Below are 15,478 nucleotides of genomic sequence, written 5' to 3' on the forward strand. Positions count from 1 at the left end.
AGAACTGAAAAACCTGCCATCATGGTACTGACGGCAGGCGTGCATGGATGGGGAACCCGATTGTGACACGGGTCCCTTCCCCCAATTCTGATTCGATCTTTAAACTTCCTTTATGACCTTCGATAATTTTTTGACTGATGGTGAGTCCGAGGCCCATGCCTTTTTCCTTAAGGGTGAAAAACGGTTCTCCCAGTCGTTCCAGCCTGTCTGCAGGTATGCCTGCTCCCTGATCCTGTATGGTGATCAATATTTCTTCTTCCAAGCAGTGGGCTTTGATGGTGATGAGGCCCTCTTCCATGGCCTCGATGGCATTCTTCGTGATGTTGATCACGACCTGTATGCATTGGTTACGGTCCCCGATGATCTCAATCGGCTCCTGGGGAAGGTCCACTTTCAGATTGATCCCTTTCATCAGTGCCTCATGCCCCATTACTTTGCCGACGTAGTCCAACACTTCCCTTATATCAAACGGACGTGATTCCCTCAGATGCGGCTTCGACAAAATGAGTAGCTCTCCGACGATCTGATTGATGCGGTCCATTTCGGCACTCATGATGGTTAAGTACCGGTCTGAAACATGTTCGTTCTCCTCCAACAGCTGGATGAATCCCTTGATGCTGGTCAGGGGGTTACGGATTTCATGGGCGATGCCTGCGGCAAGCTCACCCACGACGGACAGCTTTTCATTTCGAAGAAGCATTTCTTCAGCTACCTTCTGCTGGGTAATATCCCGGCCGATGATGACCAGACCCTTTCTTCCTCCAGTTGAATGAAAGAGCGGGACCTTGATGACATCGAAGGTCTTTTGCTCACCGGAAGGCAGGACAAAGCTCTCTTCGCAGCGAGTCCCTCTTTCATCCCACGCCCTTTCGTCCGATTCAATACAGAAATCGAAGGCGTCCTTAAAGAAAGGAACAAGCTCTCCCAGCTCCTTGTCGGTCTTTCCGATGTAATCGATGCCTTCCAGGTTGTAAAGCTCCCTCCCAAACTGGTTGACTTTCATCCATCTTCCTTCCCCATCCTTGAACGATATAAAATCCGGCAGGGAGTGGAGGAGAGTGGAAAGCTGATTCTCTTCCTCCAGGAGCGTTTCGTGGGCAGAAGAAAACGTAAGGGCCCTCTTAATGGACTGATAGAGTAAACCGATATTGATGCACGCAACTGTGGGAATAGCCACCATAAGGGCCACTCCCTCTAGAACAAACACCATGACCATAGCGGAGAGGAACAGCACCGCTGACAGGACCAGTCGCATAATGATATAAGAAATGTCATGTGAGCGCACGTGCCTTCCTCTCCTTTTATCCTAGAATAGATTAAACATATACGGTCCGATAAGTGATATATATAGAAGGATATAGGTTCCCATGAAGTAAAACACTCCGGCAAACGGACCCCACTCCTCATTCCTTCCAAATTTCCAGACAAGGGCCGTCAGTAAGCTGATTAGGATCATCACTGCATAGCCACTTCCACTGAAGCTCAAGATATCCGGGGCGACCTGGTAATAATAATCCCCCATTGCCTTGCCTGTATAGGTGAACGGCATGATCAAGAAAATCAAAATGGTGACATATTCTGCCATGCTGATGCCTTCCCTCTCAAATACATTCGGTTTGAAGATATTCAAGAGTATCAGGATAAACAAAGAAGGAAGCACCCAATAGAATGAGGTCAGTCCCGTTACCAAACTTGAAAATAGCATAAGAGTCCCATTGAGTAAAGCTTCTTTTACGGATGCTTTTGTCCAGTGCAGACTCGATTTGATGACCTCGTCATTCTGCGAGGTCCCATATAGTTCATATGTACCACCATTGTAATTGAACCAAACCACTTTATTGTCTGATAATGGAAGAGGTGATTGTGTCAAATGTCTCGTGGTGTTCAGGCGCAAAGCCTGATAAGAGCCATCTTCATTCGGAACGGCCTTATATAAGGCGATTGCGTTGAAATCCCCGATCTCCTGCCCCTCAGCAGTAAGCAACAATGTGGCTTCCCCATCGATCTCCGCCAGTTGGATATCGCCCGGAGACTCCAGATCAAGCCCGTTGTCTGCATTGACGAATCGGACTTTTTCCGCCTTTTGAAGCTCATCCCCCACCTCGTCCACAGGCAGCTTGACCTTGTATGTCGCCGTAGTCAATTGTCCTTGTGAGCGTGCTGTTTCACTGTAGAATAACGTCAGTTGACCATCTGCTATTTCATACGTCGCATTTTCAACCTGCTTGCTTGAGTTCTTCTCCAGAAGCAGGAAAGGAGCACTTACACGTTGCTCTCTATCAATATAGTGGAATTGCACATGCGTATCATCTGCCTTGGTCTGAACAAGGGCATCCCCATCTTTTCCGATGGTTACTTGATCGATCTCCTGCTTAAATGAATGAATCTCCCCGGCATCCATTGTGAGAGGATCCATTTCGTAGAGTGTACCACCCGTCCAATAATACACATTGCTTGTATTCGTCTCGATGCCTGTGACTCCTTCTGAGAGGATGGAGACCTTCCCGCCTTCATGTGACAGTAGTTTCGCATCCTCATAGTAGATGACCTTCTTGCCGTCGGTCCAATAAGGGTTGCTACCGGAAACATCGACATCGAGTGCCTGTTTCTCCTCGACCTGGAGTCCTTCCTTAACGGTTAGCCCCTGGATCTTTCCTCCACTGGAGATGAAGAGATCCCCGCTTCCACTGAACAATTGCGGTCTATCCTTAAATGACTGATCAAGGAATACCGAACGGCTCCAATCCTTCTGAGGAGGCTCTTTCACCTTCAGCAACTGATGGAGGAACATCCCTCCTATTATGAGGATGACCATTGTCATCGGAATACCCCATACCTTCAGCTTTTCTTTCACTTTTCATTCCCCCTGCTTTAAAGCATTTTCTCTACTTATACTTCTGAATTTTAGCACAATTAGTGCCTTTATTCACTTATTTTTCCATATTTAGGTATAAAATAGAGAGTAAGGGCTATATTACATATACCACATCTCCATAATATGTCGAAAAAAAACCGCTCCCTATTCATATCGGAGCGGTTTTCATTTTCTTATATTCTTTTTTCGGTCTTTAACTTATGAAGCATATCGGCTGTCATCTTCGAGAGGTCGTACGAACAGCTGAATCCCCACTCTTCCACTGCGGCAGAAGAATCGATGGCATCCGGCCAGCTTTCGGCGATGGCCTGCCTGACGGGATCGACCTGATAGTCGATCTTGAAGTCAGGCTGGTGAACCTGTATCGCTTTCTCAAAATGCTCAGGCGCTGCACTCATAGCACTCACGTTGAAAGAATTGCGGTGGATGAGCTTCGATCCATCCGCCTCCATCAAATTGATGATGGCATCTAGGGCGTCCGGCATATACATCATATCCATGAAGGTGCCCTCACCGATATAGGAAGTATAACGATTCTGCTTGATGGCTTCATAGTAGATTTCTACTGCATAATCCGTCGTTCCCCCACCTGGAAGCGTTTCGTATGAAATCAATCCGGGGAACCGCAGCCCTCTGGTATCCACACCGAATTTGGTGAAATAATAATCCGATAGCAATTCTCCAGACACTTTATTCACCCCGTACATCGTCGTCGGTCGCATGATGGTATCCTGCGGTGTCGACTTCTTGGGTGTACTTGGTCCGAATGCTCCGATCGAGCTTGGGGTGAAGAATTGACAATCCAATTCCCTGGCCGTTTCAAGGGCATTGACGAGCCCTCCCATATTCAAGTTCCATGCAAGGAGCGGCTTTGCTTCGGCTGTAGCCGACAATAGGGCGGCAAGATGGATGATGGTATCGACCTTATTCGTCTTGGCTAACTCGAACATGCGCTTTTCATCGGTTACATCCAGCTGGGCGAAGGGTCCACCGGTCACAATGGGACTGTCGGTCTCTCTGATGTCTGTTGCCAATACGTGATCCGCGCCGTAAACCTCGCGGAGACGGGTCGTCAATTCCGATCCAATCTGTCCCAACGCACCGGTGACAAGAATCTTTTTCATCTTAGTTCCTCCTGTATTTCGTTGATGATGAGGGAATTAAAGGATCCCCAGCTCTTTTCCTACTTTTTCATACGCTTCTACCGCTTGATCAAGCATCTCTTTCGTATGGGCTGCCGATGGCATATTCCGTACCCGGCCCGTCCCTCGTGGTACGGTAGGGAATACGATGGATTTCGCATAAACCCCTTCTTCATACAGACGCTTACTGAAATTCTGTGTATCCTGCTCATCACCGATGATGACAGGAGTGATCGGCGTTTCAGATTTCCCGATATCAAAGCCAAGCCCTGAAAGTTTTTCCTTGAGGTAGGCACTATTTTCCCACATTTTGTCCTGCAGTTCCGTGCTGTTCATCAACAAGTCCAGCGCTTCCGTACACGCGGTCACATCCGCAGGCGTCAGGGATGTCGAGAATAAGAACGGGCGGGATCGCACCTTCAACCAGTCGATCAGGTTTTGAGTACCCGCCACATATCCACCTACTACCCCGATGGCTTTAGACAGCGTACCCATTTGGAAATCGACTTTATGAGAGAGACCGAAATGCTTCACTGTACCGGCACCTTTACCAAGAACACCGGAACCATGGGCATCATCCACATAGGTCATGATATCGAATTCCTCTGCGATTTCGACGATTTCAGGTAGCTTGCATACGTCTCCATCCATAGAGAAGACCCCATCTGTGATGATCATGATTTTCGCGTAAAGACCTGACTCTTTGGCTTCCTTCGCCTTCGCACGCAAATCTTCCATATCCGAGTGGTTGAATCGGATGATCTTGGCACGGGACAGACGGCATCCGTCGATGATGGACGCATGGTTCAATTCATCGGAAAGAATGGCATCATGTTTATCCATGACCGCAGAAATGGCTGCCATATTGCAATTGAAGCCCGATTGATACGCGATGGCCGCTTCGGTTCCCTTGAATTCAGCAAGCTTTTCTTCCAGTTTCACGTGAAGGTCAAGGGTTCCGTTGATTGTCCGGACAGCTCCTGCTCCGACACCATATTCTTTCACCGCTTCAATGGCCACCTTTTTCAATCGCTCATCTGTTGCAAGTCCTAGATAATTATTGGAAGAGAGATTCACAAGCTCCTTGCCTTTAATCGTAATGACGGGTCCGTTTGCCCCTTCCAACGGATCGATTTCATTATAGAGACCTTTTGATTTTAGATCCTGCAGATTGTCCTGTAAGAAATGGTCCAGGGTTTTACTTGTCATCTTTGTGACCTCCTTGTTTTATGTAAGCGTTTTATAGACAATTGTACACTCCAGAAAGACATTTACCGGTATAATGTTAGCGTTTTTCGTACTATTTCACACAGATTAGTTTAACATGTTTCTCCGTGATGGACAAAATAATTCTTGCTTAAATGGTCATTTCTCTGTGTCTGATGATGTCTCTAGTATGCGGTTGGCCAATCAAATTGATTCCTATAAAAAAAGAAGCCGACCCTAAGGCCGGCTTCTTGATGATCAGTGCTTCTTCTTTGGTTTTTTCTTATCCTTCAATTTGACTTCATACGTGAAATCGACCGGGTTTTTATCATGAGGCGGAGCTGCATAGGAAGTAATCATATAGTTACTTCCATCCTTGAAGAGCTGTCGAAGCTTCAACGCATTGGTTTCCGTCACATTGAACGGGTCGACCTGAATGACTTTATACTTGGTTTTCGGGTTCTTTTTGTTGCCTACCTGTCTTTCATTGATGAATGTAACCGTATATTCCACGTACTCTCCTAGGATTTCCGCTTTCGATTTGAATACGTCAAGATTGGATCCGTCCTGCTGGAAGCCGATTTCCGGGATCTCAATATTATCAATGAACCAGCCGGAGTCATTGTAGCCCCAGTCCGTCAGATAGCGGAAGGAGATCAGGATATCCTTACCGGCGTATTGACTCAGATCAAAGGTTTCTTTTTGCCAGTCTTCATAGTGACCGGTGAAGCCAGGGACATTATCTTTGATCTTAGGATAGCCTTGTCCGTCCACATCCGAACGGGTATTTTCGTTCTCAAGGGATGTCCATGTCTGCCCATTATCCTCAGAAACTTGGACCATGGCATAATCCCATGCTTCTTCAATATCGATGAAGTTGTCGAAGGAAAGGGTGGCTTTGTCCACTTTTGACAGATCTGCTTCTAATACGATGGCACTGTCCAGTTCGTCGCCTTCATTGGCCCATAGGACTTTGTTGCCCGATCCTTTGGGATCATCAACGCTTTGCCATTTGACCGGTAGGAAATCTACTCCATCAAAATTGATCGTGTCGACCTTCCCTTTGAAATCAAGCTCTTTGAAGTCCCCTCCCCATGCAGGGACCCCTTCTTTTTCATACTCGAGGGCTTTCTCATAATCGACGGTCTTGCCTCGCTTCGTGCCTTTACTGTCGACCGGAAGATCCCTCAGATCGATGCTGTCGAAGTCATACTTCCCTCCAGAACCATCATCGATGGCGAGGGCCGTGATGAAGTGTTGATAGAGGGTGGTGAAGTCTTCCTTCGCTCCATATTCCTTCAGCATGTGATCGACACTTTCGATGCCATGCGTTTCGTCAGTGGCAAGATCACGGATGAATTCCTGCCCATACTTATCGTACATATAGAGGGTGAAGAGATAGACCTGACCATAGTCTGCAATCGTTTCCGGTCCTGTTGCCGCACTGCGGTGTTCATCCCAGTTCACCAGGGAGTTTTCCGGGTGATCAAGATAGAAGTTCACAGAGCCCTCATTGGATCCATATCCTCCAAGGAATTCGGAGAAGGTCGACATGCCTTCATTCAGCCATGTCTCTTCAGCCGGGTCATTATCGGCATGGATCAGATGCTGGAGTTCATGGATGGTCGTACCGAAGAACGTATTCTCGAGCCTGGTTTCCCAGCTGTTCGTATCAATTGTGATGATGTTACGGTCCGTATAGTTTTCAAGGGTCTGCCAGAAGAATCCTGCCACGAAGAACGGATAGCTAGGGTCGTAGTAGCCGTCATCCTTGATGTTGTCGACGAGCATGATCACCTTGTCACTGCCCTCGTAATAGTTATCTGGCAAGCCAACCATTCCTGGAACGGTGGCATTTGATCCATCCAACTCATCCGGCATGCCGAAGAAATCCGTTGCAGTCGGATAGATGTTCGAATCGAACTCATCCTTCAGTTTATCTACCTGCTCCTGAGTGACCACATGAGGAGGACGGGGATCTCCTTCAGGGAATGCAAGGTCATTCGCCACCCAGATCTCTACGTTGTCTCCCACACTTCTCAGGGTGAATTGTTTAAATTTCAGGTCCCGATCAAGGAACAACTTTGTCCCTCCGTCGTATGTAAATTCACTTGTCTGTTTATTGCTCTGGGCTTTCACTTCACCTTTTTGATCGAACTTGAATTCTTTCACCTGTTTTTTCAGCTTTCCTTCAGCTTTATTCAGGAAGTTTTCATTTTCAGAAAGTGACTCAAGATGACCATCGATATCGATGCGATCGCCGTATCGCTCGGTGTTCCAGTTGGCCTTTGTGGGAGTGGACTCAGCCGAGACCTCCTGTGAGAATGGTGCCAACAGTCCCAGTGCCAAAGCACCGGTGGAAAGAATGGAAAACAATTTAGTTTTCAAATACATAATCCCCTCTCTATGAGAATAGTTATAATATAAGCGAAATAATCATAACACACTAAATTTTCAGAATATATAAGCCGAAAGTTTCTTCTCTCTCTTCATAATTTATGGCTTTTTCTGATAATACACTTTTAACTGATACAGAGGATCTATGGTTTCGACATGGTTCGATGGTCCTTATAAGTTGATGCGTTTAAAACCAGGTCTTTTCTACCGTCCCCTCGACGATATTCTATTCTCAACTGCAAAAATTAATTGAAAGTGGGGATACCCGTCGGTTTATGTTAAGATTACAGGACAAAACAAAAAAACAGCCCTATTAAGACTGTTTTCCTATTCTATGCTCAAGCAAAGCTTCATTCATCCGCCGCAACGCCATGTCGATGCGCTCCTTGGGACAGGCAATGTTCATTCGGATGAACGAACTGCCGGTCTCTCCGAATTTGAATCCTTCATCGAATTTCACTCGGGCCTTCTCCAGGAAGAAGGTACAAAGCTCTTCTCCGCTCATGCCGAGTTTCTGACAGTCGATCCAGATCAGGTGGGTAGCTTCTGGCTGTATCACCTGAAGTTCAGGCATGTATTCCTTGATGTAATTCAATACATACTGTTTGTTATCCTCCAACACCATCCGGAGTTCTTCAAGCCACGGAGTCCCTTCCTCATAGGCAGCGATCGTCCCTTCGATTCCGAATACATTGGGACGCATCAGCCCGAAGGATGTGAGCTTCTCTTGATAATGTAGCTGCAACTCCTTATTCGGAATCATGAGAATTGACGTCTGAAGGCCGGCAATGTTAAACGTTTTGCTAGGGGCTGAGCAGACGATGATGCGGTCCCTCACGGATGGATCTGCCTGGATAAAGGGAAGATGCCGATGTCCCTCGAACACGAGGTCGCCATGCATTTCATCTGAAATGATCCAAAGATCATGTTCTTTCGCAATCGACGCCACCCGCTCCAGCTCTTCTTTTGTCCAAACCCTGCCGACAGGATTATGGGGACTGCAGAGGATCAGAACCTTTGCTTTTGAAGAACGCGCTTTTTCCTCCAAGTCATCAAAGTCCATCTCATAGCGACCATTTTCATAGAGAAGCGTATTCTTCAGTACCGTGCATCCATGTGCCTCGATCGTACTGTAGAACGGATAATACACGGGATCCTGCAGGATGACGGCATCACCCGGCTCTGTAAGGACCGAGAGAAGGACGTTGATGCCCGGTATGATGCCGGGACTGAATGAAATCCATTCCTTCTGGATCTTGATGTCATACTGCTTGTCCCACCAGCCGATGATCGAGTCGAAGTACCGGTCACTGAAGGTGGTATAGCCATAGATTCCATGAGCAGCTTTCTTTTGCAGCGCCTCCACGATGGCAGGGGAAACCTGAAAATCCATATCTGCTATGCACATCGGTATGACATCCTCCTGTGGATACGACCATTTAACCGAGTGAGTATTCGTTCTCTCGATGCAATCATTCCAGTTCATGTTCCCTTACCCCCTGATTTTGTTGATATGCTTCATTCCCTCGCGCTCACTGAGCGGTGCGAGGTCCTCGTTTGCAATAAAATCCTCCACCGTTTCCGGATTTGTCTTGGAGTACTCCCGGAGAGCCCAGCCGATCGCTTTCTGAATGAAGAATTCCTTGGAATCTTGTTTTTTCCTGATGTAGCCGAATAGACGGTGTTCATCGGTCTTATCCTTATACTTCAGCTGATAAAGGATGGCCGACCGGTTCAGCCATATATGCTCTGATGAAATCCACCGTTCAGGATATCCTCCATCTCCATGTTTCAGGAAAATGATTCCTGCAAGGTTCGGGGCAATGCCATCAATCGTATCCCACCAAGACTTTTTGACGATGAGCTCTTCAAGGAGCGGAAGATGGTCAAGGGTCAGCTTCTTGACCTGCCTGGAAAGGAGGTGGAGAGCGGCATACTGACACTCCCGTTCCGGTTCGTCCCAGAGCAATTTCGTGACAGAAGGCAGCTCTTGCAGAGGAGGATCACCATACTGTTTGACAAAGTCCTTGAGAGCAGCGTTCCGCTCGGGGGTCCTGATGCCATAGAACGAAAACTGATTCCGCATATACGCTTCCATCGACTCACGATTGTCTTCCGTTCCCAACTCTTTGAAGCGCTGGAGGAGGGCTTCGGTATATGTTCTCACATTGTTAGAACACTCCAGACATATTCCGAGATCCTCGTCACCTTTATAAAAGCCGTCTTCACAATAAATGTTGTCACTGCATGCTGCACAGTTTGTCACAAGCTCCCTCATCCCGGTTCCTCCTCATCCTACTAGCTATCCTGCAAGAGGTGCATCCTCTCTCTGACGTGCAATCGTTGCCTCTACCCAATTCCTGCTCATAGGCAGGGACATTCCAACCACCTGTCCGACACCGAGGGCGATCACGATCGTACCGATCCCGACGGGGCCGCCAAGCAGCCATCCTGCAATCAATACGACCAGTTCCATGCCGTTCCTCACCCACTGGACGCGCCAGCCGGTTTTATCCACGATTAAAAGCATCAGGCTGTCCCTTGGGCCTGCCCCAAGTCCAGCAGCTACATAAATGCCGATCCCGATTCCCATGATGATGATCCCGATACACAGTACGCCTGCCTGTATCCATAAAGACGAAGGGTCAGGAAGAAGATAGTTGAAGATGTCTATAAAAATCCCCACAAGGAGCATATTGATGAAGGCACCCAGTTTCGGGATTGATTTTGTCATGATCCCGGTGAAGGAGAGGATGACGATTCCCGCAATGATTGACCAGGCCCCAATGCTCAATCCGGCATTCAGGAAGAGCCCATAATGAAGGACATCCCATGGACCGATGCCAAGATCCTTCCCTTTAATGGTCAACGTAATGCCAAATGCCATGATGATCAACCCGACAAAGAAAAATCCCCAACGGGTCATCCGTTCCCTTTTCATTTTCTATCACTCTTTCTCTCTTTCATAATGCACCCACTTTACCACATATTCACCTTCAAAGAAATTTCACCATGCCGATTGGGTTTGTGGGATATACTTTTTTGGCGAGGGGGAATTCACATTCGGCGAAGAAGGTTTGAACACGTTTTCTCCTCTACGCCTTCATTTCCCAAACAGGAATCTCCCAAAACCGAACGATACGACTAGATTCTTATTTTATATTCGTGTTATAATCGTTTTGCATCTATCAAGCAGTGACTGGCGAAAATGTGGAAATGACCACAAGGGAGCTGCATTCATATACCCATTTGCCGTTCGCCTGGGCATAATGATTGGGCCATATCCATGAGCTACACGATAACAGCCTTAAAACATTCAGGAGGGATCGCAATGGAACCATTGATCTTAAACGGAAGCAAAGTCGCAACAGACGTAAAGGAACAATTAAAAATACGTGTTGAAGCATTGAAAGAACAAGGTGTTACCCCATGCCTTGCCACCGTACTGGTAGGAGACGATCCATCTTCCGCTACATATGTGAAGATGAAGGGGAATGCCTGCGCGAAAATCGGCATGGAATCAAGAAAGATCCATCTACCGTCCGAAACGACGACAGAGGAGTTATTAGACGTCCTTGATGAACTCAATGATGATGCTACGGTCCACGGCATCCTCCTCCAGCACCCTGTCCCGTCCCAAATCGATGAGCGCGCTGCTTTTGAACGCATCTCCATTGAAAAGGATGTAGACGGTGTAACCAGCCACGGCTTCGGCCAAAACGCATTGGGCTTTGGTGAATTCCCATCCTGCACCCCGGCAGCGATCATGGAAATCATCGATTACTATAATGTAGACCCTCAAGGAAAGCACGCTGTAGTGGTAGGTAGGAGTCCGATCCTGGGTAAGCCTGTCTCCATGATGCTATTGAATCGGAACGCCACGGTGACCACGTGCCATTCCTATACCGAGAACCTCCCTGCCCTCGTTGCTGATGCGGACATCGTCGTAGCAGCAGTAGGCAAGCCAAACTTCATTCAAGGAGATTGGTTGAAAGAGGGAGCCATTGTCCTCGACGCCGGATACAACCCTGGAAATGTGGGCGACATCGATTATGAAAGCTGCTATGCAAAAGCATCTGCCATTACACCCGTCCCTGGTGGGGTCGGCCCCGTAACGATCTCCATGCTGTTGAAGCAGACGGTGGACGCAGCTGAAAAATACGGAAAAACCAATTCATGATGCACCCGACCGCCCCTAAAGGGCGGTTTTTTTATTTTACTCTCCCAACGACTTATGTTTTCCAACCAGTTCGGCAATCATGGTAGTGACGTAATGAAAAGGAGCGTGAATTCATGAATCATCAGCATCCGGAACCTTATTGGAGGAAGGACACTCACCTCCAGTCGTATCCGAAGCTAGACCGGAACCTGAAAGTGGATGCGGTCGTGGTCGGTGGTGGCATCGCCGGAATCACCACTGCTTATTTCCTTGCCAAAGGCGGAAAGAAGGTCGCACTGATCGAAGCAGACCGAGTATTGAATGGGACAACCGGTCACACGACAGCCAAGATCACCGCGCAGCATGGACTGATATACGATGAACTGATGCAACATTTTGGTACAGAATACGCAAGGCACTATTATGAATCAAACTTGAAGGCATTGGACTGGATCAAGGAGATAGGGAAAGGAATCGACTGCGATCTCAGGGAACAGGATGCCTATGTCTATGCCGAAACGAATGAATATCTTCAAAAGGTCCAAAAAGAATACGATGCGTATCTCGAACTTGGAATCGACGGAGAACTGGTGGAAACCATCCCCCTCGACATTCCCATTAAACAGGCCATCGTCATGAAAGGGCAGGCCCAGTTTCACCCCCTGAAATTCTTTAAGCACCTCATTGAATCCTTTATTGAACTTGGCGGTCAAGTATTCGAACAAACCCCTGCCGAGACCATTGAAGACGACACGGCAACAAAGGTCATAACATCGAGCGGTTATCATCTGGAATGTAATAAGGTAGCGATTTGCACCCACTTCCCTTTCTTTGATGGAATGGGGCTATACTTCACCAAGATGTATGCAGAGCGATCCTATATCATCGGCATCAAATCGGAGAAAAAGTTCCCTGGTGGCATGTATATCAATGCGGAAGATCCTTCTCGATCCTTCCGCTCGGTCGTCCAAGAAGGCGGAGAACTGATCCTCATCGGAGGAGAGAACCATAAAGCGGGGCAGGGCAAAGACACCCGGGAACACTATGAAGCTTTGGAGAAATGCGGACAATCGGTGTTCGGGGATACCGAAACCCTTCACAGGTGGTCGGCCCAGGACTTGATTTCAGTTGATAAAGTTCCTTATATCGGGACTCTCACGCCGAAGCACCCAACCATATTCGTAGCCACTGGCTTCAAAAAATGGGGGATGACGACCGGGACCTTATCGGGAATGATCCTGTCCGATTTGATACTCGGGAATCATAATATTCACGCCGACCTCTACGCCCCTTCCCGATTTGTCGCCGATCCCAGCATCAAACATTTCATCTCGCAGAATGTCGATGTGGCCAAGCATCTCGTAAAAGGAAAACTGCAGATTCCATTCAAGTCTTCAGGGAATTTGAAGAGCGGAGAAGGAGGTGTGGTCTGGCATGAAGGGAAGAAATGCGGCGGATATCGTGACACCGACGGCAAACTCCACCTCGTAGATAACACCTGTACCCATTTAGGCTGCGAAACCGCATGGAACCAGGGTGATCTGACATGGGATTGCCCTTGTCACGGATCGCGTTTTTCTCCTGAAGGTACAGTCATTGAGGGACCAGCCCAAAAGCCGCTTCCATCGATTGATGAATAATCTATGACCCGGGAAATATTTATCGCAGGATATGACAAAAATAATTGAAAAGGGACCGCTCAGGCGGTCCCTTTTCAATTAAATAAGATTCTGAAATCCCCATACCCTTCTTCCTCAAGCAAATCTTTCGGGATGAACCGGAGAGCCGCTGAATTGATGCAGTACCTCAACCCGTCAGGTCCTGGTCCGTCGGTGAACACGTGACCAAGATGGGAGTCGGCTTCCCTGCTGCGGACTTCCAAACGTGTCGAACGATGACTGAGGTCATATCGTTCCGTGACACTCGCCTTCATTACAGGTTTTGTAAAGCTCGGCCATCCGCATCCACTGTCATACTGATCCCTCGAGGTGAACAAAGGCTCCCCGGAGACGATATCGACATAAATGCCCTCTTCCTTGTTAGCCCAGTACTCATTTTCATAAGGAGGTTCCGTCCCATTTTCCTGGGTGACACGGTATTGCATGGGAGTGAGCGTTTCCTTCAGATAAGAACGGTCTTCCGGCCAATGTTCCTTTATAAACGCGTCCCTTCCAGACCCCCTTTTATAAAGGGCATAGCGGAACATATTTTTTTTATAGAAATCCTGGTGGTACTCCTCCGCTTTGTGGAAGACAGGAGCAGGAAGGATATCTGTTACAATCGGTTTCGTGAACTTCCCGCTTCGTTGAAGCTCATCACGGGATTTCACTGCTGCGGCATACTGTTCCTCGGAGTGATAAAAGATTACCGTTCGATAGGGTGTACCCCGATCATTGAACTGCCCTTCAGCATCTGTAGGATCGATCTGCTTCCAATACACATCCAGAAGGCGTTCGTACGAGAAAAGAGAGGGATCAAAGAGGATTTCGACTGCCTCCACATGGCCGCTTTCACCCCTCACGACTTCTTTATAGGACGGTGAATCTCCTTCTCCTCCGATATAACCTGAAGTAACGGATTCAATCCCCTCTAATTCATCAAAAGGCTCGACCATGCACCAGAAGCATCCTCCTGCAAATGTTGCTTTTTCCACCGGAATCCCTACCCTTCGAAATATAGATGATAATGATTACTGCAGCCCGGATTGAATGGAGCCTGACAGTAAGGGCAAGAGGACTGACAGTTCATATACTGCAGGATGCTCAATTCCGATCGGCACTTTCCACAAAGGACGGCCTTCTCGTTCCACTCTTCACGTCCCCATAATACGGGCTCATGGTCAGCTACTTCATCATGGCATTTGTGACATGGATAATAAGTGTCACAGCATTTGAATTTAATAGCGATAATATCCTTTTCTGTATGGTAATGTCCGCATCTTGTTTCTTCATCGACGTTTATGCCTTTAATTGCACGCTTGGACATATTCATCCCCCGTTCAGATTCGTCATTCTCTTCCCCCATACTATACAATATTCTTAAAGAAGGAGGGAAACAAAATGAAAATCATCGTCTTCGGCGCAACGGGTGCCACCGGAACAGAAGTGATGAAGCAGGCAAAAGAACGGGGATTGGACGTGACAGCATTTGTGCGGGATCCTGCCAAACTTCCCGATCATTCAACCTTCATCCAGGGAGACGCCACGGACAGACAGGCTGTCCAGGCAGCGCTGCAGGGACAGGATGCGGTCATTTCTTGCCTGGGCGCATCTGGTCTTGGAAAGACAACACAGCTCAGTATCATGACCGGTCATATCCTCTCCGGCATGCAGCTCCACGGAGCGAAATCGATCCATTATGTCGCCTCTGCCGGCATTGATCATGAAATAACAGGCTTACAAGGTAAGTTGGCCCAGTTCATTCTGCGCAACGTGCTGAAGGATCACCGAGAAGCCGTTTCCCTAATCAAGGATAGTGGATTTCGCTATACCATTGCCCGCCCCATGCAACTGATCAATGGACCTTTCACAGGTGACTATCGGACTCACCCCGCCTCCATTCCTGAAGGAGGAAGGAAAATATCCAGGGCGGATGTTGCCCATTTCCTGTTGGAAAGCCTCCACCACGACGCGTATACCAACGCATCAATCGGCCTTGCCTACTGAAGGACTTTCGGGGTGAACCCCGGAGGTCTTTCCC

Annotated in this window: 13 protein-coding genes and 1 riboswitch; of the genes, 3 read left to right on the forward strand and 10 right to left on the reverse strand. The window is 47.9% G+C overall.

Going from position 1 to position 15,478, the window contains the following annotated elements:
- Nucleotides 1-19: 19 nt before the first annotated feature.
- The 8 genes from AF331_RS19735 to AF331_RS19770 all read right to left on the reverse strand — a co-directional run bounded on the left by AF331_RS19735 (nt 20) and on the right by AF331_RS19770 (nt 10,561).
- Nucleotides 20-1,285, reverse strand: coding sequence for an ATP-binding protein (locus tag AF331_RS19735; RefSeq protein WP_152915723.1), 1,266 nt, complete (start codon nt 1,283-1,285; stop codon nt 20-22).
- Between the two features lie 21 nt (nt 1,286-1,306).
- Complete coding sequence (locus AF331_RS19740; protein WP_053429708.1) at nt 1,307-2,854, reverse strand: hypothetical protein; 1,548 nt, start codon at nt 2,852-2,854, stop codon at nt 1,307-1,309.
- Nucleotides 2,855-3,048: 194 nt separating this feature from the next.
- Nucleotides 3,049-3,999, reverse strand: coding sequence for an L-threonine 3-dehydrogenase (locus AF331_RS19745; protein ID WP_053429709.1), 951 nt, complete (start codon nt 3,997-3,999; stop codon nt 3,049-3,051).
- A 36-nt stretch (nt 4,000-4,035) separates the two neighbouring features.
- Nucleotides 4,036-5,226 carry a glycine C-acetyltransferase gene (locus AF331_RS19750; RefSeq protein ID WP_053429710.1) on the reverse strand — a complete coding sequence of 397 codons (1,191 nt, stop codon included), beginning with the start codon at nt 5,224-5,226 and terminating at the stop codon, nt 4,036-4,038.
- A 255-nt stretch (nt 5,227-5,481) separates the two neighbouring features.
- Nucleotides 5,482-7,617, reverse strand: a complete 2,136-nt coding sequence (locus AF331_RS19755; protein ID WP_053429711.1) for an immune inhibitor A domain-containing protein — start codon at nt 7,615-7,617, stop codon at nt 5,482-5,484.
- Nucleotides 7,618-7,933: 316 nt separating this feature from the next.
- A complete protein-coding gene (locus AF331_RS19760) occupies nt 7,934-9,106 on the reverse strand; it encodes a MalY/PatB family protein (RefSeq protein WP_053429712.1) in 1,173 nt (390 codons plus the stop codon).
- A gap of 6 nt (nt 9,107-9,112) precedes the next feature.
- Complete coding sequence (locus AF331_RS19765; RefSeq protein ID WP_082347068.1) at nt 9,113-9,898, reverse strand: DNA alkylation repair protein; 786 nt, start codon at nt 9,896-9,898, stop codon at nt 9,113-9,115.
- Between the two features lie 24 nt (nt 9,899-9,922).
- Complete coding sequence (locus AF331_RS19770) at nt 9,923-10,561, reverse strand: YczE/YyaS/YitT family protein (protein ID WP_053429713.1); 639 nt, start codon at nt 10,559-10,561, stop codon at nt 9,923-9,925.
- 244 nt (nt 10,562-10,805) lie between these two features.
- Nucleotides 10,806-10,893: riboswitch (ZMP/ZTP riboswitch) on the forward strand.
- Between the two features lie 58 nt (nt 10,894-10,951).
- On the opposite strand from AF331_RS19770, the gene AF331_RS19775 reads away from it, so the two are divergent.
- Both AF331_RS19775 and AF331_RS19780 read left to right on the forward strand, forming a co-directional pair.
- On the forward strand, nt 10,952-11,800 hold the full coding sequence (locus tag AF331_RS19775) for a bifunctional 5,10-methylenetetrahydrofolate dehydrogenase/5,10-methenyltetrahydrofolate cyclohydrolase (protein WP_053429714.1): 849 nt from the start codon (nt 10,952-10,954) through the stop codon (nt 11,798-11,800).
- Between the two features lie 113 nt (nt 11,801-11,913).
- Nucleotides 11,914-13,419, forward strand: coding sequence for an FAD-dependent oxidoreductase (locus AF331_RS19780; protein WP_053429715.1), 1,506 nt, complete (start codon nt 11,914-11,916; stop codon nt 13,417-13,419).
- Nucleotides 13,420-13,493: 74 nt separating this feature from the next.
- Here the strand turns inward: AF331_RS19780 and msrB are convergent, their stop codons facing one another.
- Both msrB and AF331_RS22055 read right to left on the reverse strand, forming a co-directional pair.
- On the reverse strand, nt 13,494-14,438 hold the full coding sequence (gene msrB / locus AF331_RS19785; RefSeq protein ID WP_268787405.1) for a peptide-methionine (R)-S-oxide reductase MsrB: 945 nt from the start codon (nt 14,436-14,438) through the stop codon (nt 13,494-13,496).
- Nucleotides 14,439-14,440: 2 nt separating this feature from the next.
- Nucleotides 14,441-14,770, reverse strand: a complete 330-nt coding sequence (locus AF331_RS22055) for a CHY zinc finger protein (RefSeq protein ID WP_082347084.1) — start codon at nt 14,768-14,770, stop codon at nt 14,441-14,443.
- 68 nt (nt 14,771-14,838) lie between these two features.
- On the opposite strand from AF331_RS22055, the gene AF331_RS19790 reads away from it, so the two are divergent.
- Nucleotides 14,839-15,444: an NAD(P)-dependent oxidoreductase gene (locus AF331_RS19790; RefSeq protein WP_053429717.1), complete on the forward strand. Its 606-nt coding sequence runs from the start codon at nt 14,839-14,841 to the stop codon at nt 15,442-15,444.
- The last annotated feature ends 34 nt before the right edge of the window (nt 15,445-15,478 follow it).

The organism is Rossellomorea marisflavi, from assembly GCF_001274775.1.
GTDB classification, from domain to species: Bacteria; Bacillota; Bacilli; order Bacillales; family Bacillaceae_B; genus Rossellomorea; species Rossellomorea marisflavi.